Origin of the sequence: Planotetraspora sp. A-T 1434 (assembly GCF_025420585.1) — a bacterium.
Taxonomy (GTDB): Bacteria; Actinomycetota; Actinomycetes; order Streptosporangiales; family Streptosporangiaceae; genus JAOEGB01.
Map to the genome: position 1 here is coordinate 93,534 of NZ_JAOEGB010000011.1, position 23,484 is coordinate 117,017.

Sequence of the window (23,484 nt, forward strand, 5' to 3'; positions counted from 1 at the left end):
CTCCGATACGCTTCCCTTCAGGTAGCGACAGGAAGTGGGGCGCCATGTCCACAGGGGACCTCGAAGCCCTGCTCCGTGTGACCGCGCCGGGTTACGTGGGGGAAGCCCCTCCCGATGTGGCCTTCGGGACCACCGATACGCCGGTCGGGCGCCTGACGCTGGCGGTGACCGGCCGCGGCGTGGTCGCCTGCAGCTACGACGACGAGCACGCGGTCTTCGCCCGCGTGTCGAGGGCCATCGGGTCGTTCATCGGGCCCGATCCCCGCCGTCTCGACCCGGTCAAGCGCGAGCTTGACGCGTATTTCGCGGGCAGGCTCCGGGCCTTCTCGACGCCTGTGGATCTCCAGCTCGTCAGCTCCTTCACCCGGACGGTCGTGCAGATGATGCTCGCCGTGCCGTACGGCAGCGTCACGACATATCAGGAAATCGCCGAGCGGATCGGGCGGCCGCAGGCGCTGCACGCGGTGGCCAACGCCCTCGGCGGCAATCCCGTGTGCGTGTTCGTGCCGTGTCATCGGGCCGTGGACTCGTCCGGCGCGCTTGGCGGCTACGCCGGAGGCGCCGCCGCCAAGGAGCACCTCCTCCGCCTCGAAGGCGCCCTTTCCTAGCCCTGTCCCGCTCTCAGACGCGGGAGACCCGGCGGGTGAGAGAGCCGAGCACCAGCGTGACCAGGCTGGAGACGAGGAACGCGGCGAGCGCGGCGTTCATCCACGGCTGGTGGACGAACCCGATCGCCGAGCGCACGTGGCCCCACATCGTGTCCCACCAGCCGACCGTCGGCGTGGCGGTGACGATCCAGTAGGCGACGAAGCCGAGGACCCATGGCACGACCATGAGCCGGCGCGACGGCGCGTCGCCGGCCGTGTTCCACCGGGCGGCCCCCTGGAGGAGGAAGTAGTCGACCACGAGGACGGCGAACATCGGGACGAAGACGGCGCCGATCACGCTCAGGAACGCGCTGTAGGAGTTCACGTCCACGAACAGCGCGATCACGGTCGTGAGCACGCCGATGGCGACCGAGATGATCCGCCGGTCCACGCGCGGCAGGAGGTTCTGAATCGAGACCGTCGTCGAGTAGACGTTGGCGAACGACTGGTCCACCTCGCGTAGCACCAGGATGCCGAAGAAGAGCGCCCCCAGCGGCGCCGCCACGAACGGCTCCCACACCCTGTTCCCGTCGTTGCCGACGAGCGCGAGCGCGGCGATGCCGAGGGCCAGGCAGGCGACCTGCGCGATCGTGTATCCGCCGACCACTCCCGTGAACGCGGCGGCGCTCGACCGGGAGTGCCGGGCGTAATCGGCGGCCATCGGCACCCAGGAGACCGACAGCGCGATCACGTAGTCGACGGCGGGGGCGAAGGCCTCCCAGGAGCCGTGGGCCAGCGACGGCCCCCTGCTGAACAGCGCTACCAGGAGCCAGACCATGGCGACGACCACGCCCGCCGTCACGTAACGTCGCAGGATCCGCACCGCGCCCAGCGGACGGATCGTCAGCGCGATCGTCAAGGCCCCGGCCACGATCGCCCACACCTTGTACGGCACCGCCGTACCGAAGACGGCCTGGGCCCCGGTCGCGATGACCCAGAGCTCGAAGGCGCCCCAGCCGAGCATCTGCACAATGTTCAGCACGGTCGGGACGTAGGACAGCCTCGCCCCGAACAGGCCCCGGAGCAGCACCATCGCAGGCTGACCCGTCCGCGCGCCCGGGATCGCGGCGAGGCCGACCATGGCCGTCCCGATCAGGCTGCCGACGACGGCCGCGAGCACGGCCCCTGTGAAGGTGAGCGGCTTGCCGCCCAGTGGGTCGAGCAGGAACAGCGCCCCGGAGAAGCCGAGAAGGCTGACGCCGAGGTTGGCCCAGAAGGCCCCCTGGTCGAGCAGGCCGAGAGTTTTCGGGGCCTCCTCGTCCAGGGTCAGCGGCACTTCCGCGTGCTCGGGGGACTCGGGGGAAACGACGGCGGACGTCATCGCACACTCCCTACGCCGGCATTACCCGGACAGGTTCATGCGGTCGGCGGCACGCCTCGTGGAGGAGCCGCCCTCTCAGCCCGGTTTCGCCCGAGCTCCCGCGGTATTTGAAATGTCGTACCGGATTATGACATCAAAGGGTCAAATGTCCAAAGATCTAGGCGACGTAAGGGGGTTGGCCGGTCTCGCTCACCATCGGACGTCCGGCGGCGGCCCACGACTGCATGCCGCCGTCCACGTTGACGGCCTCCCAGCCGACGTGGTTCAGCCAGGCGGTCGCGTGGGCGGAGCGTCCGCCGACCCGGCAGATCACGTAGATGGGCTGGCCCTGCGGCACCTCGCCGACCCGCTGCTGCAGGTCGTTGAGCGGGATGTGCGCGGCCTCCGGCGCATGGCCCGCCCGCCACTCGTCGAGCTCGCGAACGTCCAGCAGGTACGCGTCATCAGGTACGGCTTTCGCCGCGATTTCCGGCATCGTCATGCGCCCAGTATCCATGTCGCGCCGCCCCGCGCGGGCTCGATGCGTCCCTGGAGCCCCAGCGCTACCACACGGGGCGGAGGGCGGCCCGGCCTCCGGAGGCGTCCACGAAGGCGCGCAGGTCCTCGTGGAGCCGGTCGAGACGGTCGGCTCCGATGATCGACGCCCATCGGTCCTCGGCCTGGCGCCACAGCTCGTCGGCGTGCTCGACGTAGGTCCGGCCCTTCGCCGTAAGGCCGAGGACGCGGGCCCTGCCGTCAGTCGGATGCGGACGGCGCTCGACGTAGCCCCAGCCCTCCAGCTCGGCCACGATCTTGGAAGCCGCCTGCTTGGTGACCCCCAGGTGGTCGGCGAGGTCGACGGTGGTGGCGTCGTCGCGGCCGAGCAGGAACCGGAAGGTGTATCCATGGGCGGGGCGCAGCGGCTCGCGGCCCTCCGCCTCGATTCCCGCGTGCAACTGATCCGTCATGACCCGAAACGCCATCGCGATGAGCAGCGGGATCTCGCCTGGCCGGCGCGTCATTCCTGCACCCCCTTGACTCGATGGTCAACCCGGTTTACCTTATCGCATTAGTCAACCGAATTGACCATATCAGGAGGCAAGTGATGACAGTGGCCGCGCTCGCGGACGCGCCGTCCTTCCAATTCGACGGGGTCACGTTCCGGCCGCTCGCGGTGCCGTCCAGAGGGTCGGCGGAGCTGGCCGTCTGGCGGGCCGAGCTGCCGCCGGGAACCACAGGCGCCGAGCACAGCTTGACCCACGAGGAAGTCTTGATCGTGCTGAAAGGCACCCTCACCGGCACGATCGACGGCAGGCCCGTAGTCGCCGGGCCTGGCGACGCGGTGATCTTCCCCGCCAACACGCTTGGTCAGCTCGGCAACACGTCGGACACCGAGCCGGTGGAGTTCGTCTGCTGCACCACGGCCGGGATCAAGGGCTTCATCGGCGACCAGACAATCACGCCGCCGTGGTCGGTCTGATCCCTATTTGAGCAGTTTCGACAGGCGGCGGTCCGCGAGGGGCTTGCCGCCCGTCTGGCAGGTCGGGCAGTACTGCAGCGACGAGTCAGCGAACGACACCTCGCGGATCGTGTCGCCGCACACGTCGCAATTCTCGCCCGTACGGCCGTGCACCCGCAGGCCCGACTTCTTCTCCGACTTGAGGTCCTTGGCGGCCAGCCCCCGGGCTCGCCCCACGGCGTCGCGCAGGGTCGTCACCATCGCCTCGTGCAGGCCGGCGATCTGGGCGTCGGTCAGCGTCGCGGCGATCTTGAACGGGGACATCTTGGCGACGTGCAGCACCTCGTCGGAGTACGCGTTGCCGATCCCGGCGATCACCTTCTGGTCCCGGAGCAGCCCCTTGATCTGCGTACGGCTCCCGCCCACGATGGCCTTGAGCGCGTCGGGGGTGAAGTCGCCGGCCAGCGGGTCGGGGCCGAGGCTCGCGATTCCCGGAACGTCCCGGGGGTCTCTCACGACGTAGACGGCCAGGCGCTTCTGGGTGCCCGCCTCCGTCAGCTCGAACCCGGGAGCCCTGCCGTCCTCGCCGGGCGACAGCCGTACCCGCACCGCGAGGGGGCTCTTGCCGGGACGGACGGGTTTCGCGCCCGAGAGGTCGTCGCGCCAGCGCAGCCACCCGCCACGCGCGAGATGGGTGACGAAGTGCAGGCCGTCGACGTCGAGGTCGAGGAACTTGCCGTGCCGGGTCACCCCGGTGACGGTGAGCCCGCCCAGCGCGGTGACAGGCGGGTCGAAGGTCTTCAGCGCCTGGATCGCCACCACGTCGACACCCAGGACGGCACGGCCGACGGCACGCTCGCGGAGGAACTCGGCGAGCGCCTCCACCTCGGGTAGCTCCGGCATGCCCTCCACAGTAATCGGCGGCGATCGGCGTTCGCGAGTGGACGCGGAGGGGAGCCTCGATCGTTTTCCACAGCCTGTGGACGATCAGGGGACATCCCAGAAGGCGAGCTCGTGGTCCATCCCCTCGGCGAACAGCGCCTTCGCCCGGTCCGGGTCGGGAGCCGCCTCATCGATCATCACGGCGATCCGCTCGGCCAGCGCGGCGAATCCGGGATCGGCGTAGGTGTCCACCCAGGCCTGGTAGCGCGGCTCCGTGGGCGGGTTCTCGGCGAGGATCCGCCCGAGTGTGGAGTATCCCCACATGCAGGGATAAAGCGCGGCGAGGCCGTCGGCGTAGTGGGCCGCCGACCGCAGCAGGAAGGCCGTGTACGCGGCGCACGCCGGGCCCTTGACCGCGCCATCGAGATCGGCCCCGAACTGGGCGGACAGCGACCGGTGCAGGGACAGCTCGTCGTGCCAGGTCAGATGCGCCAGGTCAACCAGGTCGCCGAGATGGCCGTCCGGAGCCTGCCAGGCCAGCCTGGAGAACACCCGCACGTAGTCGAGGAGGAACAGGTAGTCCTGCTCCAGCCACGACCGAAACACCGGCACCGGCAAATCGCCCCTCGCTATGCCCCGGACCGTCGGATGGGCGAGCTGGGCGTCGAGCAAAGGTCTGCCGATCTCGTGCAGCTCGCGGGAAATCGTCATGCGTCAACGATTACAGAGGCGCAGGACCATCGGGCGCACGTGCTCGCCGTAACTACTCCCGAGTTCAGGCGAGGTCCGGGTCGAGAGATGCGCTTTCCTGCGTCACCAACTGCTCGCGGACGGACTGACGGCTGGACGCCCTCGTGACCGGTAGGGCAGGCGCACAGTCCGCGACCGCGTCCGAACAGGCGTGCCGGCACTTTTGGACAGCCCCCAGTTGCCCTCGCCCTCGCCCCCTGGCTCGGGTCCTCCCCCTTCGCGCCCTGGCCCTCGCGCTCGCCGCAGTGATAGCGGTGGGCCGGCGGGTGAACCTCTCAGACCGTAGGTAGATCTTTTAAGTGACCATCTGACCTGCGGTTTTGTCGTGGATCATGCTCGGGTTTGTCGTAGGCGCCGGATAGCGTGAGGGCAGTTCGTTCGATCCGCTGGCGCAAAGGGGGGTGCCTTCGATGTTCGATTCGCTGATCGATGTGTTGGGCTCCTCTCGTACGGCTGGCCGGTCCAAGCGCGAGTTGCCCGCGATCTTCAAGGGCACCGTGCTCGACCCCGACTACATCCCGCGCCAGCGCTCCGCCGACGACGACCAAGGCAACGCGTGGCAGAAGGACTTTTGGCAGCAATTCGTGGGCGTCCCGCGGGAGCCTGCACAATCTGACCAGCCAGAGAGTTCAGGCGGGCCGGTGGCTTGGGACGAGCCCGTGGCTTCGGACGGCCCCGCAGGGTCGAGCGGCCCGGTGGCTTCGGACCAGCCGACGGCTTTCGACCAGCCGAAGGGTTTCGACCAGCCGAAGGGTTTCGACCAGCCGAAGGGTTTCGACCAGCGGGTGGCTTCAGACCAGCCGGAGGGGCCGAGCGGACCGGCGCATTCGGACGGCCCGATGACTTCGGACCGGCCAGCGGATTCGGACCAGCCGGTGAACTCCGGGTCGCTCGTGTCCGACCTCGCGGACGTAGCGTCCCGGCTCGCGATGACCGACCTGCCGGAGACCGCCGCGTTGTGCCTGGTCGAGACAGAGGAACTGCTGTTCGCCCGGGATCGGTTGACCTCGGCGATCGCCGCGCGGGTATCGCGGGTTCACGCGGCCGGTGAAGCCAAAGGTCACGGACACGCCTCTACCGGGACGTGGCTACGGACCGCTGCCGGGATGACCGGCGGGGCCGCCTCCCGCCTGACCCGCCTGGCCACCGAACTCGCCCGCCTGCCCCTCGTCCGAGACCGGTTCGCGACCGGCACCCTTGCCGAGGGGGCGGTCGACGCGATCGCCCAGGTCACCTCCCGGCTGACCGACGAGCAAACCGCCCTGGTCGAACGAATTCTCGTGGACCTGGCCGACCACGCGACCCCAGCGGAAATCAGCAAAGCCGGGCGCTACCTACGCGAACTACTCGACCCCGGCACACTCGACGACGACGCCGACGATGACTACGCGACGCGGTTCCTGCTGGTCCGCCCCTCCTCCACCGGTGGCGTGGAAGGCGAATTCCGGTTGCCGCGAGAGGCCGCCGCCCGGCTACGGGAGTTCTTCACCGCCTACGCACGGCCAAAGGCCAAAGACGACGACCGGCCACTCCGGGTCCGCCAAGCCGACGCCTTCTCCGCGCTGTTGAGCAAGAAGGTCACCACCGAACTCCTCGTCCTCGTCCGCGCCGAATCCCTCCCCGACGACCCCACCAACCCTGACACCAGCGATGCCCCCTTCGGCGCTGACCCCACCGCCGACCACTCCACCAACGCCGACGCCGCCGATGCCGACGCCGCCGATGCTGATGCCGACCTTGCCAGCGTCAACCTTGCCGGCGTCGACGAACCCAGCGACGCTGACCCCACCGCCGCTGACCCCACCGCCGCTGACCCCACCGCCGCTGACCCCACCGCCGCTGACCCCACCGCCGCTGACCCCGCCGCCGCTGACCTCAGCGATGGCGAGCCCTCTGCGGATGCCGATGCCCCTGACCTCAACGGTGCTCAGCCCAAGACGCCTGATAGCGGGCACGGCACGACCTTCTGCGTTAGCGGCACCTGCGACAGCGCGTGCACCACCGGGAGTTCAGCCAGGGCAGGGACCCGAAGCGCGAACACCGGCGACAGACCGGCGGGCGGGGCCTGCGACAGCGCGGGCACCGGTTCAGCCGGAGCAGGTGCCGGAAGCAGAGACACGGGCGAAAGCCCCGGGGACGCGGCGTGTGGAAGGTGCGGGCATATCCCGGATCGGCTCGCGCCCGGGCTACTGATCGCGACCGGGCAGTTGCTGCCGATCTCTGACGTGCACCGGCTGGCACGGACCTCCAAACTCGTCCGCATGCTCGTGGGCGCCGAAGGCCAGATCCTGAACATGGGCCGCGCCGTACGGCTGGCCACCCCGGCGCAACGGCAGGCCCTCATGGCCCGCTACGCCACCTGCTACTGCGATGGCTGCCCAATCCCGGCCGACATGTCCGAAATCGACCACGTCAAAGGCTGGGTCGACGACGGCGTCACCGACCTCGAAGAACTCGCGCCTGCCTGCACCTGGCACAACCGGGACAAAGCCGCCCACCCCGAGCGCTACACCATCCGCCGGAACGACGACGGCACCTGGACCCTCATCCACCTCGGCAGAAAAGGCCGCTACGCCAACCGATTCCGACGCTGAACCTCACACAACCACAGGCGACACCGAGCCGTACGGACAACGCTGAGCTCCACAAAGGGGCCGAGCCGTACGGGCGAAACTGAGGGCATATGGCCCACGACGCCGGCCGAGCATCCCGATCCGATTGGGGCCCTTTCTTCAGCGGAAGTGACGCGTAGTCTCAGGGCGTGAGCATCACGATCGCAGATGAAGTCCTGCTCCTCGCCTACCGGGACGACACCGGCAAGCCGCAGATCGGCTCGACCGAGCTTGACGCCGCCCTCGCTGGGGCCATCGTCGCCGAACTCGCAATCAACGGACGCATCGACCTCGACGGCAAAAAGCTCGTCGTCCGCGATGTGAGCCCCCTTGGGGACGACGAGCTGGACGCGGCACTGGCCCGGATGGCCGGAGAGTCGCGCGACCACAAGCCCGAATGGTGGGTCGGCAAGCTCAACGGCAACAAACTGCGCAAGCGGCTCCTCTCCCGCCTCGCGGACCAGGGCGTCCTGACCGAGCAGGAGACGAAGGTCCTCGGCATCTTCCCGTCGAGGCGCTACCCCGCGCTGGACGCGAGCGTCGAGCAGGGCATCCGGCAGCGGGTCGAGAGCGTGCTGGCCGGGGCGGAGCCTGACGAGCGGCTGGCCGTGCTCATCGCCGTGCTGAACGCCGCGAAGCTCGACCGGAAGGCGTTCCCGCACGCCCGGAAGGAGCGGATCAAGGAGGTTGCCGAGGGGGAGTGGGCCGGCGTGGCCGTCAAGAAGACCATCGCCTCCGTCCACGCCGCGGTCGCCGCCGGGGTCGCCGCCGCCGTGGCAGGGGGCGCCGTCAGCAGCGGAGGCTGACCACCGGCAACCGGCGGCCGGTCAGCGACACCTCTGGTAGGCGCCAGAAGGTCTGAAAGCGTTCACCTCCAGCCGGGTGCCGCGCTCGCGTCGTACGCCACCTGGTGTCGCCCGCCTCACCTCAACGGCACCCCATGGGCGGGGGCGGGTGGGTGTGGAGGCCGGCGTAAGACCGTGCCAGAGACCACCGCGCCCGCGAAGGGCCGCGGACGCGGCCTCACCAGAGCGCGACTGTCACGGCCGGCCGGAACACCCGCCCGTCCCCGCCCTACCGCCGCCGAGCGCCAGCGGGATCCACCGCCCCTGCAATCCAGCCGCGACGTGAATGCCTACTTGGTGATGGTGTCCTTGGGGATGGGCTTGTCCTGGGCGAGGGCCTGGAAAAGGCGGAGGGCCTTCGCGGTGTCCCACTTCACGACGGCGGCGCCGTTGATCGTGGGGAGCGAGCCGATCGGCACCGCCGTGGTGACCGGGCTGTTCTTCATCGCCAGGCCGACCGAGAGCAGGTCGAAGAGGCCGGTGCCGGGATCCACGGCGACCGAGTCGGCCGCGCTCAGCGCCAGCGGCACGGAGCTGAACGGGTTGAGCAGCGTGCCGGGGCTGGCCGCCTTCTGCACGACGGCGGAGAAGAACTGGCGCTGCCTCTGGGTCCGGTCGAAGTCGGGGATGGCCCCGGTGGCCCGCGTCCGGACGTAGCCGAGCGCCGTGCCGCCGTCCATGTCCTGGCAGCCCTTCTGCAGGTTGATTCCGGCCTTGTGGTCCTTGATGTCCTGCTTCACGCAGATGTTGACCCCGCCGATGGCATCGACGATGCCGACGAACCCGCCGAAGCCGATCTCCATGTAGTGGTCGATCCGGATCCCGGTGACCCGCTCGACCGTCTTGGTGAGGAGCACGGGCCCGCCGAAGGCGTACGCCGCGTTGAGCTTGTCGCTGCCGTGGCCCTCGATCGGCACGTACGAGTCACGGGGAAGGCTGACGAGTGTCGGCCTTCCGCTGGAGGGGATGTGGAGCAGCATCATCGTGTCGGTCCGCTTGCCGACCGCCTTGCCGGTGGCGAGCTTCCTGCGCTGCGCGGCCGTCAGGCCCGCCCGGCTGTCCGAGCCGACGAGCAGCCAGTCCTCCCCTGGGGTCGCGGCCGGCCGCCCGCTGTAGTCAGTGAGCGATTCGACACCCCGGAGCTTGGAACCGATCCAGAAATATCCGACCACCGCGGCGACGATCAGCACCACCAGCAGGCCCGCGATGATCCGGAACACGAGCCTGCCGACCCGCCTCGGCCGCCTGGCGCCGCCGCCTCCGCCTCCGTAGAACCCGCCGCCCGCCTCGGGGCCGGAGTCGCGCGTCCCGCCGATCGGCTTTACGGGGCCCTGCCCCGAACGCGGCTTGCCGTACACCTTGGACCTGATCCGGGGCAGCGTCGTCGACCACTTCTCCTGACCGGACTGACCGGACTGACCGGACTGACCGGACTGACCGGACTGACCGGACGGCCCGGATCCGCCGGATCGGCCGGATCGGCCGGACTCGTGGCCGGATCCCGCCCGAACGGCATCGGGAACCGGGTGCGCCGGTTGCCCGGCGGCCGACCGCACGCCGTCCGGCCGGCGAATCGCCCGGGTCGCCTCGTCGTCCTCGGCCACGTCGTCTCCCCAGCCCCTCAGCTTCCTGACCCCGCTTTGGCGATTACCGCCACTCGCTTGACGGTACGCCGCCATCTTCTTACGAGCGCAGATCTCTCACCAAGACTTCCCTCGTGAAAGCTAGTCAGACACGCTCTAAGCGGACAATAAAGAGGCCGTGGAAACACCGAAGACGGCTCAGCCGTTACGGTTGTAGACCACCTCTCGAAAGGATTGTCCGTGTCCGTCCCGGACCCGTGGAGTACCAGCCCGTGCGCGAGCACGGGATTCCATGACCACACGGCAGGCGCCCGATGAGCGCCGCCACCGGCCTGCTGGCCGTTCTTCTTCTGACTCTCGCCACCGGATACTTCGTCGCCCAGGAGTTCGCCTTCGTGGCGGCCGACCGCAGCGCGCTGCGCGAGCAGGCCGCCGGCGGTGACGCCGCGGCGCGGCGGGCCCTCGACGTCACGGGCCGCCTGTCCTTCATGCTCTCCGGCGCGCAGCTCGGGATCACCGTGACCACGCTGCTGGTGGGCTTCATCGCCCAACCGGCGATCGCGGACGTCATCCGCGGTCCCCTGGAGAGCGCCGGAGTGCCGAAGACCATGGTCCCCGGCCTTGCCGTGGCCCTTGGCATCACCATCGCCACCATCGTACAGATGATCTTAGGCGAGCTGGCCCCCAAGAATCTCGGAATCGCGCGGCCCGAGCCGGTCGCGAAGTTCCTGGCCCGGCCGACCCTGGCGTACCTCAAGGTCGCGGGCCCGGTGATCCACCTGTTCGACGCCTCGGCGACCGCGCTGCTGCGGCTCGTCGGCATCGAGCCCATCGAGGAGCTGGAGCACGGCGCCACGCCCGAGGAGCTGTCTCGGATCGTGGCCGAGTCCGCTGCGGCCGGGGAGCTCCCGCCGCGGCTGGCGGAGCTGCTGGAGCGCGCCCTGGAGTTCGGCGACCGCACCGCGGAGGACGTCATGGTGCCGCGCCCCCGCGTGGTCTCGCTGCGGGCGGAGTGGCCGGTGAGCGACCTGCTCGACGCCCTGCGCGCGCACGGCCACTCGCGCTACCCGGTGCTCGGCACCGACGCGGACGACGTCGTGGGCGTCACGGGCGTCCGGGAGTACCTGGAGGCCGGTTCTCCTGACGGCGGCCTCATCGGCGGCATCGCGCGGGCTCCCATGCTGGTGCCCGCCACGCTGCCGCTGCCCGTGCTGCTCAAGCGGATGTCCGCCCAGCCCGCCGGCGACACGTTCGCGTGCGTCATCGACGAGTACGGCGGGCTGGCGGGTGTCGTCACCATCGAGGACCTGGCCGAGGAGCTGGTCGGCGAACTGGTGGACGAGAACGACCCCGAGCCGCTCGGCGTGGTCCGGCACGAGGACGGCTCCTGGGACGTGCCGGGGACGCTCCGCCTCGACGAGGTCGAGCGCGCCACCGGCGTCCGGCTGCCGGAGAGCGACGACTACGAGACCATCGCCGGGCTGGTGCTCGCCTCCCTCGGCCGCATGGCCGAGCCGGGCGACCAGGTCACCGTCGAGGTCCTTCCCGAGGCCGACCCGTTCGCGGAGGAGCGGCCCGGCGACCATCGTGCCCTCCTCACCGTGACGAGCGTCCGCCGCCGCGTCCCCGAGTGGGTGCGGCTCTCGCTGATCGACGGGGAGCCGGGCCACGGCCGGGCCGTCGAGGACCTCACGGACCGGCGTGACGTCGCCGTGGACTACGCGCCCGAGCTGTTCTCCGCCCTCTTCCAGGGGAGGCCCGCGTGAGCAGCCTGGGTGCGATCCTGCTCGGAATGGTCCTGCTGATCGGCAACGGGCTCTTCGTGGCCGCCGAGTTCGCGCTGGTCTCGGCCAAGCGGCACCGGCTGGAGGAGGCCGCGCTCGCGGGCGGCCGGCCCGCGAAGCTGGCCGCGCGGGCGGCGGTGCGCGGCGGGCGCGAGCTGTCGCTCATGCTCGCGGGCGCCCAGCTCGGGATCACGCTGTGCTCCCTGGGCCTCGGCATGGTGGCCGAGCCCGCCATCGAGCACCTTCTCGAGCCGGTGCTCGCGCTGCTGCCCGAGTCGGCGCGGACGCCGGTGGCCTACGTCGTGGCGCTCGGGCTCGTGACGTTCCTGCACATGGTCGTGGGAGAGATGGCGCCCAAGTCGTGGGCGCTCACCCACCCGGAGCGCGCGGCCATGGGGCTGGCGCTGCCGTTCCGCGGCTTCGCCTGGATTGTCCGGCCGATCCTCGCCGTGCTGAACGGCCTGACCAACGCCCTGCTGCACCTGTTCGGCGTTCGGCCGCGCGACGAGCTGGCCACCACCCGCACCCCTCACCAGCTCGCCATGCTGGTCGCGGAGTCGGGCCGGATGGGCATGCTCGACCGCGACGAGCACGACCTGCTCACCCGCGCGCTCCGGGTCCAGTCACAGCCGGTCGAGCGGCTGATGTCGCCGATCTCCGCGGCGCCTTCGGTGCCCGCCGGCGCGGACGACCGGCTCGTGCGGGAGACGGCGGCTCGCACGGGCAGCCTCCGGATGCTGGTGGTCTCGCCGGACGACACACCGGGCGTGATGGGGGTCCTGCACGTCCGCGACGTGCTGGTCCAGCGGGGGCGGCGCCCGGAGGAGCTGGCCACGCCCGCGCCGCGCGTGGTGAAGGGCACCACGATCCCGGACGCGGTCACCGTGCTCCAGGAGGCCCACGCCCAGCTAGGGCTCGTCACGGACGAGAGCGGCACGCCCATCGGAGTGATCGACCTCACTAGGCTGGTCGGCGAGCTGCTGGCCGTGTGACCGCCGCGACGCCGGGGGTCGCGGCGGAGGCCGCCAGGGCCAGCGCGCCGGCCAGGGCGAAAGCCGTACCAAAGCCGGTGTGGGTGATCAGCACGCCCAGAGCCGGTGGCGTCCCGGCCGCCACGAGGTTCTGGACGGTGTTCTGTGCGCCCATCGCCCGGCCCGCCCAGGTCGATCCCGCCAGCTCGGAGACGGCGGTGAAGGCCAGCCCGTTGCCGCTCATCGAGATGACGAGACCGGCGATCAGCAGCGCGGGGGCCGCGGCGTTCGCGGCCTGCACGGCCGCCGCCAGGGCGATCATGGCGGCGGCGTTGATCATGGCGAGCTGCCGCATGGGCCCGACCCGGTTCCCGGCCCAGTCCGACCAGCGGCCGCACAGCAACCTCCCGCCCACTCCCGCGAACTGGGCGGCCGCCACCACCTGGCTGGCCGTCCCGGCCGCCCAGTGGCGCTCGGTCACCAGGTAGGTCAGAGCGAACACGGCTGTGGCGAACTGGGGGACCACCAGCAGCATGCTCGCCGCGTGGACCCTCCAGAGCGCCGGATTCCCGTACGGCGAGGCCGCGCGCTCGCCCTTCACGGCCTCCGGCCGAGGGGGGTTCACGACCATGAGGCCCACTGATACCGCGGTGACCAGGCAGATCGCGGCCATCGCCAGCAGAGCGCCCCGGACGCCGCCCAGGTGCAGGGCGAGCGGGGTCACCGCGCCGGCGACGGCCACGCCCAGCGGCTGAGCGGCTTGCCGCCAGCCCATGGCGACACCCCGCCTCTCCTTGGGGAACCAGCCGAGCACCACCCGCCCGCTCGCCGCGTTCGCCGAGGACCCCGCGGCTCCGGCCAGGCCGAGCAGCGCGGTCAGCAGCGCCGGATGGCCGGCGAACGCCGCCAGCGCCAGGAAGACGGCGGCCAGGGCCAGGCCGCTGGTCATCGCGATCCGCTCACCGTACCTGTCGGCGGCCCAGCCCCACGCGATCAGCGTGAACAGCGTCCCCACGCTCGGAGCACCGACGACGGCGCCCGCCTCGGCGAGGGACAGTCCACGGGCCGCCTGAAGGGTCGGAAGGAGGAACGGCAGGCCGTATATGAACATGCATCCGGCGCCCTGGGCGGCCACACCCAGGCTCAGCATGGCCCAGCGACTCGGTGTCTCCATGACCGGGGACCTTACGCCACATCTCTCATATCAAGACGTATTCGCTCATATATTGAGACAGAAGGCGTGGCCATGTGGGTTTTCGCCAAGAGATGGCTGCGAGCCACGAGAAAGCGGTTTGAAAGGTCATTTCCAGAGAATCTTGGAAGGCGCGCGCCGTACCGGACCGGCGTGGAGACGAGACGCCCGGCTCGCCGCCGGGGGCTTCAATCGCGCTCACCCAGCCAGTAGCTTGATCCGTACTCCGACGAAGGGGAGGCAGTTCCGTGCGACCAGGCCGACCGGCACAACGAAAAGGCCCCGGAGAGGGAAGCTTCGCTTCCGGCCTTCCGAGGCCTGACCATCGCTGGTGGGCAAGGGGGGAGTTGAACCCCCACGTCCTTTCGGACACACGGACCTGAACCGTGCGCGTCTGCCATTCCGCCACTTGCCCCTTGCGGGAACTCCCATTGCTGGGTGCTTGGAAAGGTTAGCACGTAACCGCCCGTGCTACGGAACCCGGATACGATCCTTCTAAACGACGGAGCGAAGGAGCTCGCTGCAGCGCCGGAGCGGTCGCGACCATAGACAGTGTGGAAGGGAGGTACCCGGTGGGAGTCCTTCAGCGCTTCGAGCGGAGGCTCGAAGGGTTGGTTGAAGGGGCCTTTGCGCGGGCGTTCAAGTCCGAGCTTCAGCCGGTCGAGGTTGCCAGCGCCGTTCAGAGGGAGATGGACGAGCGCGCCGCGATCGTCGCTCAGGGTCGCACGCTCGTGCCCAACGACTTCGTGGTGGAACTGTCGACCACCGACAGCGAGCGGCTGGAGGTGTACGCCGACAGCATCAGCCACGAGCTGGCGAACCTCGCCAGGGAGTACGCCAAGGAGCAGGGGTACTCGTTCGTCGGCCCCGTCCGGGTGCGTTTCGAGACCGCCGACGACCTCGCGGTCGGGCTGTTCCGAATCCGGTCCGGCGTCATCCGGGGGGCGACGGTCGAGCAGGACGAGATCCGCCAGCCCGTGAGCGACCTGCCCGCGAGCCGTCCCGGCGCGTTCGCCGGCCGGCCGCGGTTACTGGTCTCCACCCAGGACGACCCGCAGGGACAGCGGTCCTACGAGCTGACCACCCCGGTGACGCTGCTCGGCCGCGGTACCGACTGCGACCTCCGGCTGGTGGATCCGGGCGTATCACGGCATCATGCCGAGCTACGAGTGGAAGGACAGCAGGTCGTGCTCGTCGACCTGGGGTCCACGAACGGCACCTTCGTCAACGGCCAGCCGATCCGCAGGATCGAGATGCAGGACGGGACGAGGGTGACACTGGGTCGCACGACACTGGTGTTCCGGCGCGATTAGAGGTAGACAAACGGTCCATGTCCGAGCTAACGCTGCTGCTGATCCGGCTCGCCTTCCTGGCGGTGCTGTGGTTCTTCGTGATTGCCGCGGTCGGCGTAATCCGGACAGACTTGTTCGGCCCGCGTACGGCTCCCGCACCCGCACGGAAGCCGGCGAAGGTGGCCAAACCGGTGTCCAAGCCCAAGAAGGGGGAACCACGTCAGCTGATCGTCACGGGTGGCCCCCTGCAAGGGACCATCATCAACCTCACGGAGACGCCAATCACCATCGGCCGGGCGAATGACGCCACGCTGGTTCTCAGCGACGACTACGCTTCCAGCCGGCATGCCCGGCTATTTCCCCAGGACGGCCAGTGGATCGTGGAAGATCTCGGCTCCACCAACGGCACGTACCTCGAACGCTCGAAAGTGACCCGCCCGACCCCGGTGCCTCTCGGAGTTCCGATCCGCATCGGCAAGACCGTCATCGAATTGCGCAAATGACAATCGCACTCCGCTACGCCGCCCGCTCGGACGTCGGCCTCCTCCGTGAAGGAAACGAGGACTCGGCGTACGCCAGCGGCCGCCTGCTCGCCGTCGCCGACGGCATGGGCGGACATGCTCACGGCGAGGTGGCCAGCTCGGTCGCCATCGCCGCACTGTCGTCCCTTGACAAGGACGCCTTCGGCGGTGACCTGCTCAGCGAGATCGAAGCGGCGGTCCGTGACGCCAACCATCAGCTCCACGCGATGGTGGCCCGGGACCCCAGCCTCAAGGGCATGGGCACCACACTCACCGCGATGCTCTGGAACGGCCCCCGGTTCGCACTGGTCCATGTGGGGGACTCCCGCGCGTACCTGCTGCGCAACGGCGAGCTGTACCAGATCACGCACGACCACACTCTCGTGCAGTCGCTGGTGGACGACGGCCGCATCACGCAGGAAGAGGCCGCCAACCACCCGCAACGCTCGATCCTGCTGCGCGCGCTCGACGGCAGCGGCGAGGTCGATCCCGACCTTCAGGACCGGGAGGCCCAGGTGGGCGACCGGTACCTGCTGTGCTCGGACGGCCTGTCCACCGTCGTCAGCGCCGAGACCCTGCACCACACGCTCAGCACGATCGACGACCCGGAAGACGTCGTCCGGCAGCTCATCGACCTGGCCAACAGGGGCGGCGGGCCGGACAACATCACCTGCGTGGTCGCCGATGTGATCGAGATCGACGACCTGCAGCCGCCGGTGACCTCCACCGCGGCGGTCGTGGGCGCGGCCGGCTCCGGCCGGGTGCGTTCCGCGCCTCCGGACACCCCTGCGGGGCGGGCCACCACGGTGACCGCGCCGCAGCCGGTGATCGTGGACGACGATCTCGACGACGACGCCGCGCCGGAGGCCCTGGCCTCCGGCCGGCGTTCCAGAAAACGCCGCCGGTCCTGGCCGAAGGTGGCCGCTCCGCTGCTGGTCGTCGCCGTGCTCGGGGTCGGCGGCTATTTCGGCTATCAGTGGACGCAGGATCAGTTCTATGTCGGGGCAAACGGAGACGAGCTGGCAGTCTTCCAGGGCGTCGACGCGCAGCTGGGGCCGGTGTCACTCCGAAAGGTCGCCTATACAGAACACGTGCGTGTCTCTTCGCTTTCCGCCGTCCAGCAGGACCAGATCCGCAGCGGGATCCCGGCCGACGACCTCCAGGCCGGGATCGCGACGATGAAAAGCTTCAAGGCCCCGGCAGGGCAGCCCCCGCAGGGCGCCGACGCGACGCCGACCCCCACGAGGTCCGTCAAGTGAGTGCCGTAGACGGCGAACCCGTCCCGATGACCGCGAAGCGGCGCGGGGCGCAGTTGGCGATGCTCGCCTTCGCCGTGCTCATCGTCATGGCCGCCTACGCAAGCGTCGGCCTCGGGATCGACAAGAAGATCCCCTCCGGCATGCTGACCTACGGCCTCGGCCTCGGCGGGCTCATGCTCGCGGCCTACCTGGTGCTGGCCAAATTCGCCCCGTGGGCCGACCCTCTGCTGCTCCCGCTCGTGACCCTGGTCAACGGGCTCGGGCTGGTCATGATCTACCGGATCGAGCAGACCGGGCAGGCGGGCGCGTCCGCCACCAACCAGCTCATGTGGACGGCGCTCGGCGTCGTGATGTTCTCCGCGACTCTGATCGTGTTGAAGGACCATCGCGCCTTGCAGCGCCTCACGTACACCGCGGGCTTCGTCGGCGTCGGACTGCTGGTCCTCCCGCTGCTGCCGTTCATCGGCAAGGAGATCAACGGCGCCCGCATCTGGATCGGCATCGGCGGCTTCACCATCCAGCCGGCCGAGTTCGCCAAGCTGGCGCTCGTCGTCTTCTTCGCCGGCTACCTCGTCGCCAAGCGCGACGTGCTGGCCCTCGCCGGCCGCCGGCTCCTGTTCATCGACCTGCCGCGTGCGCGGGACCTCGGGCCCGTCCTCATCACGTGGGCGGTCAGCCTGGGCGTGCTGGTCATGCAGAAGGACCTCGGCAGCTCGCTGCTGCTGTTCGGCGCCTTCATCGCCATGCTGTACATCGCCACACAGCGCACCTCCTGGGTGCTCATCGGCGTGCTGCTGTTCGTGGGCGGCGCGATCCTCGCCGGACAGGTCTTCAGCCACGTCCACGACCGTTTCGAGGTGTTCCTCGACCCGCAGGACCCGGCGCTCTACGATCGCCCGTTCGGCGGCAGCTACCAGCTCCTGCAGGGCCTGTTCGGAATCGGCTCCGGCGGCATCCTGGGCACCGGGCTCGGCCAGGGTCACCCCAAGCTGATCCCCCTGTCGTTCTCCGACTTCATCTTCGCCGCGACCGGCGAGGAGCTCGGCCTCACCGGCCTGATGGCCCTGCTCATGGTGTACGCCCTGATCGTGCAGCGCGGGCTCCGCACGGCGCTCGCCGCCAGAGACCCGTTCTCCAAGCTGCTGGCGGGCGGCCTGGCCTTCATTCTGGCCTGGCAGCTGTTCATCATCGTCGGTGGCGTGACCAGGCTCATCCCACTGACCGGACTGGTCACGCCGTTCATGTCGGCGGGCGGCTCCGCGCTGCTCGCTAACTGGATGCTTATCGCTCTGCTGGTACGCATGTCGGATGCCGCCCGGCGCCCGCCGCCCCAGGCCATCCAGGACGAAGGACTCACTCAGGTGATGCAACGATGAACGGCACGCTCAAGCGGGTCGCGATCGCGTGCCTGGTGATGTTCGGCCTGCTCATGGCCAATGTCACCTACCTGGGCACGGTAAAGGCCGAGGAGCTGCGGACCGACTCGCGCAACGCGCGGGCCTTCTACGCCCGCTACGCCGTCGACCGGGGCTGGATCACGGCCGACGACGGCAAGACCACGCTGGCCAAAACAGTGGACACCGGGGACCCCACCTACCGGTTCGCCCGGCAGTATCCGCTGGGTAAACCCTTCGCCCACGTGGTCGGCTACTTCGCCCCGGAGAACTCCACCGGGATCGAAGGCGCCGAGAGGCGCTTCCTCGACGGCAGCCACCCCGACCTGATCGTCCGCCGCGCGGTTGACCTGGTCAGCGGCAAGCCGGCCAAGGGCGCCAGTGTCGACCTGACCCTGAACACCAAGGCCCAGCAGCTCGCGTACAAGGACCTGGCGAGCACCGGCAAACGGGGCGCGGTCGTAGCGCTCAATCCGAAGACCGGGGCGATCCTCACGATGGTCTCGGTTCCGTCGTACGACCCGAACCCGCTCGCCCTGGCCGACAAGGCCAAAGTCAACAAGGCGTACAACAAGCTGGACAAGGACGACCAGAAGCCGCTGCTCAACCGGGCCATCAACCTGACCTACGCTCCCGGTTCGACGTTCAAGACCGTCACCTCGGCGGCCTTCTTCAGCGACGACGGCTCCCGGAACGCGGACACCACGGTCGACGCCCCCGACGCGCTGCCCCTGCCGGGCACCACGATCGCGCTGCACAACTACCACGGGGAGTCCTGCGGCGGCCAGGCGACGATGGTCGAGGCGCTGACCATCTCCTGCAACACGCCGTTCGCGAAGATCGGCATGGACCTCGGCTACGACAAGATGAAGGAGCAGGCCGCCAAGTTCGGCATCGGGGCGCCCCTCAGCATCCCGCTGCTCGTCACCCCGAGCGACATCGGCCCCGATGAGGGCAAGGCGGCCCTGGCGAAGACCTCCATCGGCCAGCAGAGCAACCAGATGACCCCCCTCCAGATGGCGATGGTCGCCGCCGGGATCGCCAACCAGGGCACGGTCATGAAGCCGTACCTCGTCAACAAGATCGTCGGCCCGGACGGCGGCGAGATCGACTCGACCCGTCCGGACGAGCTGAGCGAGGCGGTCACCCCCGAGGTCGCCGCCGAGCTCACCAAGATGATGACCAACGTGGTGCAGCACGGCACCGGCACCGCCGCCCAGCTTCCGGGCATCACTGTCGCCGGCAAGACCGGTACGGCGGAGACCGCCCCGGGCAAGCCCTCGCACGCCTGGTTCATCGCCTTCGCCCCGGTCGAGGACCCGAAGGTGGCCGTCGCGGTCTTCGTCGAGTCCGGCAGCGCCGGGAACGACGCGACCGGCGGCCAGGTCGCCGCCCCGATCGCGCACGACGTCATGCAGGCGGTGCTCGGGCAGTGACCTCGCCTAACTCGGTCCTCGGCGGCCGCTACCGGCTCACCTCGCCCATCGCCGCCGGCGGTATGGGCGAGGTGTGGCGGGCCGCCGACGAACTCCTGGGCCGGGAGGTCGCGGTCAAGCTGCTGCGCCGCCACGTCGCCGCCGATCCGGCGTTCCGTGAGCGGTTCCGATCCGAGGCGCGCATCACCGCGGGGCTGACCGACCCCGGGATCGCCCAGGTCTTCGACTACGGCGAGAGCGACGGCCTCGCCTACCTCGTCATGGAACTGGTCACGGGTGAGCCGCTGTCGGCCATCCTGGCCCGCAACGGCTCGCTGAGCCCCGCGGTCACGCTGGATGTGATCCACCAGACCGCCAGGGGGCTGCACGCCGCCCACCAGGCCGGGGTCATCCACCGCGACATCAAGCCGGGCAACCTGCTCATCACCGAGACCGGCGACGTCAAGATTACCGACTTCGGCATCGCGCGGGCGCTCGAGGCCGCGCGGATGACGCAGACCGGCACCGTGCTCGGCACCGCGCAGTACGTCAGCCCCGAACAGGCGTCGGGCAGCGCCCTCACCTCCGCGACCGACATCTACTCACTCGGCGTCGTCGCGTACGAGTGCCTCGCGGGCCGTCCTCCGTTCACGGGCGAGACGCCGGTGGCGCTGGCGCTCCACCACCTGAACGACGCGCCGCCGCCGCTTCCGGGCAGTGTGCCCGCGCCGGTGCAGGCTCTGGTCTTCGCCATGCTGGCCAAGGACCCCGGGACGCGCCCGGCGACCGGCCCCCAACTGGTGGACCGGACACTCATGCTGCGGGACGCCCTCGCGGGGACCGGCGCCACGGCACTGGGCACCCTGACCGACCCCACCGGTTTCGCCGTCGGCGACGCCCGCCCGGCGACGGCGTCCGGATCCGGCACCGCGGCCCTGCCCTACTTCGACAGCGACACCCGGGCCGGCTCCGGGGCTCCGGCCAGTGGGTACGGCACGGCGTCGGGTGAGGGCTACGACCAGGGATACAGCGTTGGGGCGGCGCCGACCTCGGGGCCGGCGGGCCCCCGGCGTCCCGGCCCTCCCTCGCCTACCAGGCGTGGCCGCCGCCGCCCGGCGACCGTGTTCTTAGCCACCGCGGGATGCGCCGCCGCCGTCGGCCTCGGAGTGCTGGCGTTGATCGCGACGCGGTCCGCGGACACGACGCAGGACACGGGTGACACCGCGACGCAGGCCCCCGCGTCTCCCTCGGCCCGGCCGTCGAGGACACCGACTCCGAAGGCGCCGCGTCACACGGCTCCGGTGACGTCGGACCTGCCCTCCGCGCCGCCGTCGGCTACCGTAGGCACGTCGGCACCATCCACCAGGAAGCCCACACCGGCTCCGTCCCCGACTCCTACCCCCACTCCGACGCCCACCCCGACCGCGACGCCAAGTGAGACTCCGGCCCCCACGGAGTCCCCGACCGACACGAGCCCTCCGAATGAGGGGACGTGATGGGGAAAGGGGTCGATGATGGACACCGGCGGCACCCCAAGATGAACGGCAAGGGACAGTGCAGGAAATGACTCAGCCACGACTTCTCGGCGGACGCTATGAGCTCGACGGCGTCGTCGGGCGTGGCGGCATGGCCGAGGTGTATCGCGCCCGGGACATCCGGCTGGACCGTATTGTCGCGATCAAGACGCTCCGCTCGGACCTCGCGAGAGATCACACCTTCCAGGCGCGCTTCCGGCGGGAGGCGCAGTCCGCCGCCTCGCTGAACCATCCCTCCATCATCGCCGTGTACGACACGGGCGAGGACATGATGGACGGCACGCCCGTGCCGTACATCGTGATGGAGTTCGTCGACGGGCGGACCCTGCGGGACCTGCTGCGCGCCGACAGGCGGCTGCTGCCCGAGCGGGCGATGGAGCTGGTGGACGGCATCCTGCGGGCTCTCGACTACAGCCACCGCGGCGGCATCGTCCACCGGGACATCAAACCGGCGAACATCATGCTGACGACCAACGGCGAGGTCAAGGTCATGGACTTCGGCATCGCGCGAGCGATGGCGGACTCCGCGGCGACGATGACGCAGACCGCCCAGGTGATCGGCACCGCGCAGTACCTCTCCCCCGAGCAGGCCCGCGGCGAGCGCGTCGACGCCCGCAGCGACATCTACTCCACCGGGTGCGTGCTGTACGAGCTGCTGACCGGTCAGCCGCCCTTCACCGGCGACTCCCCCGTGGCCATCGCGTACCAGCACGTCCGCGAGGACCCGATCCCGCCGTCGCGGATCGACCCCGAGATCCCCAAGTGGGCCGACGCCATCGTGCTCAAGGCCATGGCGAAGGACCCGGTCCAGCGCTACCAGAGCGCCGCCGAGATGCGCGGCGACATCCAGCGGGCGATGTCCGGCATGCCGGTCGACCCGCAGACGATGGCGATGGCCAACAATTACGGGGCGTACGGCGGAGCGGACCGCACGCGGACGATGACGACGGCCGGCGGCCCGCCGACCCAGGGCACCCGGTCCATCCCGCAGTACGACTACGGCCCCGAGGAGCGCGGCGGGCGCTACGACGGGCGGCGGCGGAGCGGCGGCGGCGGCGGCAACACCGCGCTGAAGACCGCGGCCTGGATCCTGGTCCCGCTCCTGGTCATCGGGGCGTTCGTCGGCGTGGGCTACGCCTTCCTGAGCTCAGGGGGGTCGCCGAGCGCCACGAACGTCACGGTCCCGCGCGTGACCAACCAGACCAAGGAGGCGGCGCAGAAGGCGATCGAGGGCGCGAAGCTCAAGGTCGCCTTCGGCCCCGAGGAGTTCAGCGCCGACGTGCCGAAGGGCGCGGTCGTCAGCACCGACCCTGTGGCCGACACCGAGGTCGCGCCAAACTCGACCGTGACCGTCGTCCTTTCCAAGGGTCCAGAGACCATAAAGATCCCTGATGACATCCTCGGGAAGTCGCCGGAGGAGGCCAAGGCCGAGCTGGAGGGCCTCGGTCTCAAGGTCACCATCGTGCCGAAGGTCTCGAGCAAGCCGCAGAACAAGGTCTACGACACCAACCCGAAGGTGGGCGAGGACGTCTCGAAGGACACCCTCGTCCGGCTCTACGTGCCCAAGGACACCATCGAGCTCGTGAGCGTCATCGGACAGACGCTGGATGACGCCAAGAACACGCTCCAAGGGGCGGGTTTCCACGTCAAGGTGGTCGAGCAGCCGAGCAACGACGTGCCTCCGGGCAATGTGATCGACCAGTCGCCGGGGGCGGGCGCCAAGCTGACGCCGGGCACCACGATCACGCTGAAGGTGTCCAGCGGGCCGCAGCAGCAGCCGACCGACCAGCCCACCGATCCGACGCCGACAGACCAGCCGACCGACGGCGGCGACGGTGGCGACGGCGGTGTGGACATCGGCGACGGCGACAACCCCTTCGGCAACTAGCCGTTCTCCTCGACCCAACCGAAGAGGGCCCCTCCACCCGGAGGGGCCCTCTTGCTATATCCGGGCCGCCATTGCGCACGCACGAAGAGAGGGGCCTCCGCCAGCCCGAAGGAGACAGGCACGCAGAGAGGGCCTCCGCCACTCGGGGGCAATGG

At 69.9% G+C, this 23,484-nt stretch carries 20 protein-coding genes, 1 tRNA gene and 1 riboswitch; of the genes, 13 read left to right on the forward strand and 8 right to left on the reverse strand.

Going from position 1 to position 23,484, the window contains the following annotated elements; translation table 11 throughout:
- The first annotated feature begins 44 nt into the window (after positions 1 to 44).
- Positions 45 to 608 carry a methylated-DNA--[protein]-cysteine S-methyltransferase gene (locus N5079_RS16180; protein ID WP_261584638.1) on the forward strand — a complete coding sequence of 188 codons (564 nt, stop codon included), beginning with the start codon at positions 45 to 47 and terminating at the stop codon, positions 606 to 608.
- 13 nt (positions 609 to 621) lie between these two features.
- Here N5079_RS16180 and N5079_RS16185 read toward each other — a convergent pair whose 3' ends face one another.
- From N5079_RS16185 to N5079_RS16195, 3 genes are all read right to left on the reverse strand, one after another.
- Positions 622 to 1,968, reverse strand: coding sequence for a purine-cytosine permease family protein (locus N5079_RS16185; protein WP_261584640.1), 1,347 nt, complete (start codon positions 1,966 to 1,968; stop codon positions 622 to 624).
- A riboswitch (TPP riboswitch) is annotated at positions 1,958 to 2,080 on the reverse strand. Its footprint overlaps the gene before it by 11 nt.
- A 45-nt stretch (positions 2,081 to 2,125) precedes the next feature.
- The gene (locus N5079_RS16190) at positions 2,126 to 2,449 is read right to left on the reverse strand and encodes a rhodanese-like domain-containing protein (protein ID WP_261584642.1); all 324 of its coding nucleotides are present in this window, start codon (positions 2,447 to 2,449) and stop codon (positions 2,126 to 2,128) included.
- 61 nt (positions 2,450 to 2,510) lie between these two features.
- Positions 2,511 to 2,969 carry a MarR family winged helix-turn-helix transcriptional regulator gene (locus N5079_RS16195; protein ID WP_261584643.1) on the reverse strand — a complete coding sequence of 153 codons (459 nt, stop codon included), beginning with the start codon at positions 2,967 to 2,969 and terminating at the stop codon, positions 2,511 to 2,513.
- An 83-nt stretch (positions 2,970 to 3,052) separates the two neighbouring features.
- Between N5079_RS16195 and N5079_RS16200 the strand changes: the two genes are divergently transcribed.
- On the forward strand, positions 3,053 to 3,427 hold the full coding sequence (locus N5079_RS16200; protein WP_261584644.1) for a cupin domain-containing protein: 375 nt from the start codon (positions 3,053 to 3,055) through the stop codon (positions 3,425 to 3,427).
- A 3-nt stretch (positions 3,428 to 3,430) separates the two neighbouring features.
- Here the strand turns inward: N5079_RS16200 and N5079_RS16205 are convergent, their stop codons facing one another.
- On the reverse strand, positions 3,431 to 4,309 hold the full coding sequence (locus tag N5079_RS16205) for an Fpg/Nei family DNA glycosylase (RefSeq protein WP_261584645.1): 879 nt from the start codon (positions 4,307 to 4,309) through the stop codon (positions 3,431 to 3,433).
- An 84-nt stretch (positions 4,310 to 4,393) separates the two neighbouring features.
- Positions 4,394 to 4,999, reverse strand: coding sequence for a TenA family protein (locus N5079_RS16210; protein WP_261584646.1), 606 nt, complete (start codon positions 4,997 to 4,999; stop codon positions 4,394 to 4,396).
- Between the two features lie 449 nt (positions 5,000 to 5,448).
- On the opposite strand from N5079_RS16210, the gene N5079_RS16215 reads away from it, so the two are divergent.
- Both N5079_RS16215 and N5079_RS16220 read left to right on the forward strand, forming a co-directional pair.
- The gene (locus N5079_RS16215) at positions 5,449 to 7,632 is read left to right on the forward strand and encodes a DUF222 domain-containing protein (RefSeq protein WP_261584647.1); all 2,184 of its coding nucleotides are present in this window, start codon (positions 5,449 to 5,451) and stop codon (positions 7,630 to 7,632) included.
- Between the two features lie 167 nt (positions 7,633 to 7,799).
- Positions 7,800 to 8,456: a GOLPH3/VPS74 family protein gene (locus N5079_RS16220; protein ID WP_261584648.1), complete on the forward strand. Its 657-nt coding sequence runs from the start codon at positions 7,800 to 7,802 to the stop codon at positions 8,454 to 8,456.
- A gap of 329 nt (positions 8,457 to 8,785) precedes the next feature.
- On the opposite strand, the gene N5079_RS16225 is transcribed toward N5079_RS16220, so the two are convergent.
- Positions 8,786 to 10,099, reverse strand: coding sequence for an LCP family protein (locus tag N5079_RS16225; protein WP_261584649.1), 1,314 nt, complete (start codon positions 10,097 to 10,099; stop codon positions 8,786 to 8,788).
- 293 nt (positions 10,100 to 10,392) lie between these two features.
- Between N5079_RS16225 and N5079_RS16230 the strand changes: the two genes are divergently transcribed.
- Together N5079_RS16230 and N5079_RS16235 are read left to right on the forward strand one after the other, a co-directional pair.
- Complete coding sequence (locus N5079_RS16230; protein WP_261584650.1) at positions 10,393 to 11,844, forward strand: hemolysin family protein; 1,452 nt, start codon at positions 10,393 to 10,395, stop codon at positions 11,842 to 11,844.
- On the forward strand, positions 11,841 to 12,854 hold the full coding sequence (locus N5079_RS16235) for a hemolysin family protein (RefSeq protein ID WP_261584652.1): 1,014 nt from the start codon (positions 11,841 to 11,843) through the stop codon (positions 12,852 to 12,854). The genes N5079_RS16230 and N5079_RS16235 overlap by 4 nt, the downstream gene beginning before the upstream one ends.
- On the opposite strand, the gene N5079_RS16240 is transcribed toward N5079_RS16235, so the two are convergent.
- Complete coding sequence (locus N5079_RS16240; RefSeq protein WP_261584653.1) at positions 12,823 to 14,007, reverse strand: MFS transporter; 1,185 nt, start codon at positions 14,005 to 14,007, stop codon at positions 12,823 to 12,825. The genes N5079_RS16235 and N5079_RS16240 overlap by 32 nt on opposite strands.
- Before the next feature lie 347 nt (positions 14,008 to 14,354).
- A tRNA-Leu gene (locus N5079_RS16245) sits at positions 14,355 to 14,440 on the reverse strand.
- Positions 14,441 to 14,597: 157 nt separating this feature from the next.
- Here N5079_RS16245 and N5079_RS16250 point away from each other — a divergent pair.
- From N5079_RS16250 to pknB, 7 genes are all read left to right on the forward strand, one after another.
- Positions 14,598 to 15,338: an FhaA domain-containing protein gene (locus tag N5079_RS16250; protein WP_261584654.1), complete on the forward strand. Its 741-nt coding sequence runs from the start codon at positions 14,598 to 14,600 to the stop codon at positions 15,336 to 15,338.
- Between the two features lie 17 nt (positions 15,339 to 15,355).
- Complete coding sequence (locus N5079_RS16255) at positions 15,356 to 15,820, forward strand: FHA domain-containing protein FhaB (RefSeq protein ID WP_261584655.1); 465 nt, start codon at positions 15,356 to 15,358, stop codon at positions 15,818 to 15,820.
- A complete protein-coding gene (locus N5079_RS16260; RefSeq protein ID WP_261584656.1) occupies positions 15,817 to 17,097 on the forward strand; it encodes a Stp1/IreP family PP2C-type Ser/Thr phosphatase in 1,281 nt (426 codons plus the stop codon). The genes N5079_RS16255 and N5079_RS16260 overlap by 4 nt, the downstream gene beginning before the upstream one ends.
- 26 nt (positions 17,098 to 17,123) lie before the next feature.
- A complete protein-coding gene (locus N5079_RS16265) occupies positions 17,124 to 18,473 on the forward strand; it encodes an FtsW/RodA/SpoVE family cell cycle protein (protein WP_261584782.1) in 1,350 nt (449 codons plus the stop codon).
- Entirely contained in the window at positions 18,470 to 19,927 is a 1,458-nt protein-coding gene (locus N5079_RS16270) for a peptidoglycan D,D-transpeptidase FtsI family protein (RefSeq protein WP_261584657.1), read from the forward strand. The genes N5079_RS16265 and N5079_RS16270 overlap by 4 nt, the downstream gene beginning before the upstream one ends.
- Complete coding sequence (locus N5079_RS16275) at positions 19,924 to 21,402, forward strand: serine/threonine-protein kinase (RefSeq protein WP_261584658.1); 1,479 nt, start codon at positions 19,924 to 19,926, stop codon at positions 21,400 to 21,402. Before N5079_RS16270 ends, N5079_RS16275 begins: the two co-directional genes overlap by 4 nt.
- A gap of 67 nt (positions 21,403 to 21,469) precedes the next feature.
- Positions 21,470 to 23,329, forward strand: a complete 1,860-nt coding sequence (gene pknB / locus N5079_RS16280; RefSeq protein WP_261584659.1) for a Stk1 family PASTA domain-containing Ser/Thr kinase — start codon at positions 21,470 to 21,472, stop codon at positions 23,327 to 23,329.
- Positions 23,330 to 23,484 lie beyond the last annotated feature (155 nt).

What these genes read in the sequence shown, in the direction of transcription:
- N5079_RS16180 (WP_261584638.1), top strand. Translation starts at nt 45, where the DNA reads ATGTCCACAGGGGACCTCGAAGCCCTGCTCCGTGTGACCGCGCCGGGT.
- N5079_RS16185 (WP_261584640.1), bottom strand. Translation starts at nt 1,968, where the DNA reads ATGACGTCCGCCGTCGTTTCCCCCGAGTCCCCCGAGCACGCGGAAGTG.
- N5079_RS16190 (WP_261584642.1), bottom strand. Translation starts at nt 2,449, where the DNA reads ATGACGATGCCGGAAATCGCGGCGAAAGCCGTACCTGATGACGCGTAC.
- N5079_RS16195 (WP_261584643.1), bottom strand. Translation starts at nt 2,969, where the DNA reads ATGACGCGCCGGCCAGGCGAGATCCCGCTGCTCATCGCGATGGCGTTT.
- N5079_RS16200 (WP_261584644.1), top strand. Translation starts at nt 3,053, where the DNA reads ATGACAGTGGCCGCGCTCGCGGACGCGCCGTCCTTCCAATTCGACGGG.
- N5079_RS16205 (WP_261584645.1), bottom strand. Translation starts at nt 4,309, where the DNA reads ATGCCGGAGCTACCCGAGGTGGAGGCGCTCGCCGAGTTCCTCCGCGAG.
- N5079_RS16210 (WP_261584646.1), bottom strand. Translation starts at nt 4,999, where the DNA reads ATGACGATTTCCCGCGAGCTGCACGAGATCGGCAGACCTTTGCTCGAC.
- N5079_RS16215 (WP_261584647.1), top strand. Translation starts at nt 5,449, where the DNA reads ATGTTCGATTCGCTGATCGATGTGTTGGGCTCCTCTCGTACGGCTGGC.
- N5079_RS16230 (WP_261584650.1), top strand. Translation starts at nt 10,393, where the DNA reads ATGAGCGCCGCCACCGGCCTGCTGGCCGTTCTTCTTCTGACTCTCGCC.
- N5079_RS16240 (WP_261584653.1), bottom strand. Translation starts at nt 14,007, where the DNA reads ATGGAGACACCGAGTCGCTGGGCCATGCTGAGCCTGGGTGTGGCCGCC.
- N5079_RS16255 (WP_261584655.1), top strand. Translation starts at nt 15,356, where the DNA reads ATGTCCGAGCTAACGCTGCTGCTGATCCGGCTCGCCTTCCTGGCGGTG.
- N5079_RS16260 (WP_261584656.1), top strand. Translation starts at nt 15,817, where the DNA reads ATGACAATCGCACTCCGCTACGCCGCCCGCTCGGACGTCGGCCTCCTC.
- N5079_RS16265 (WP_261584782.1), top strand. Translation starts at nt 17,124, where the DNA reads ATGACCGCGAAGCGGCGCGGGGCGCAGTTGGCGATGCTCGCCTTCGCC.
- N5079_RS16270 (WP_261584657.1), top strand. Translation starts at nt 18,470, where the DNA reads ATGAACGGCACGCTCAAGCGGGTCGCGATCGCGTGCCTGGTGATGTTC.
- pknB (WP_261584659.1), top strand. Translation starts at nt 21,470, where the DNA reads ATGACTCAGCCACGACTTCTCGGCGGACGCTATGAGCTCGACGGCGTC.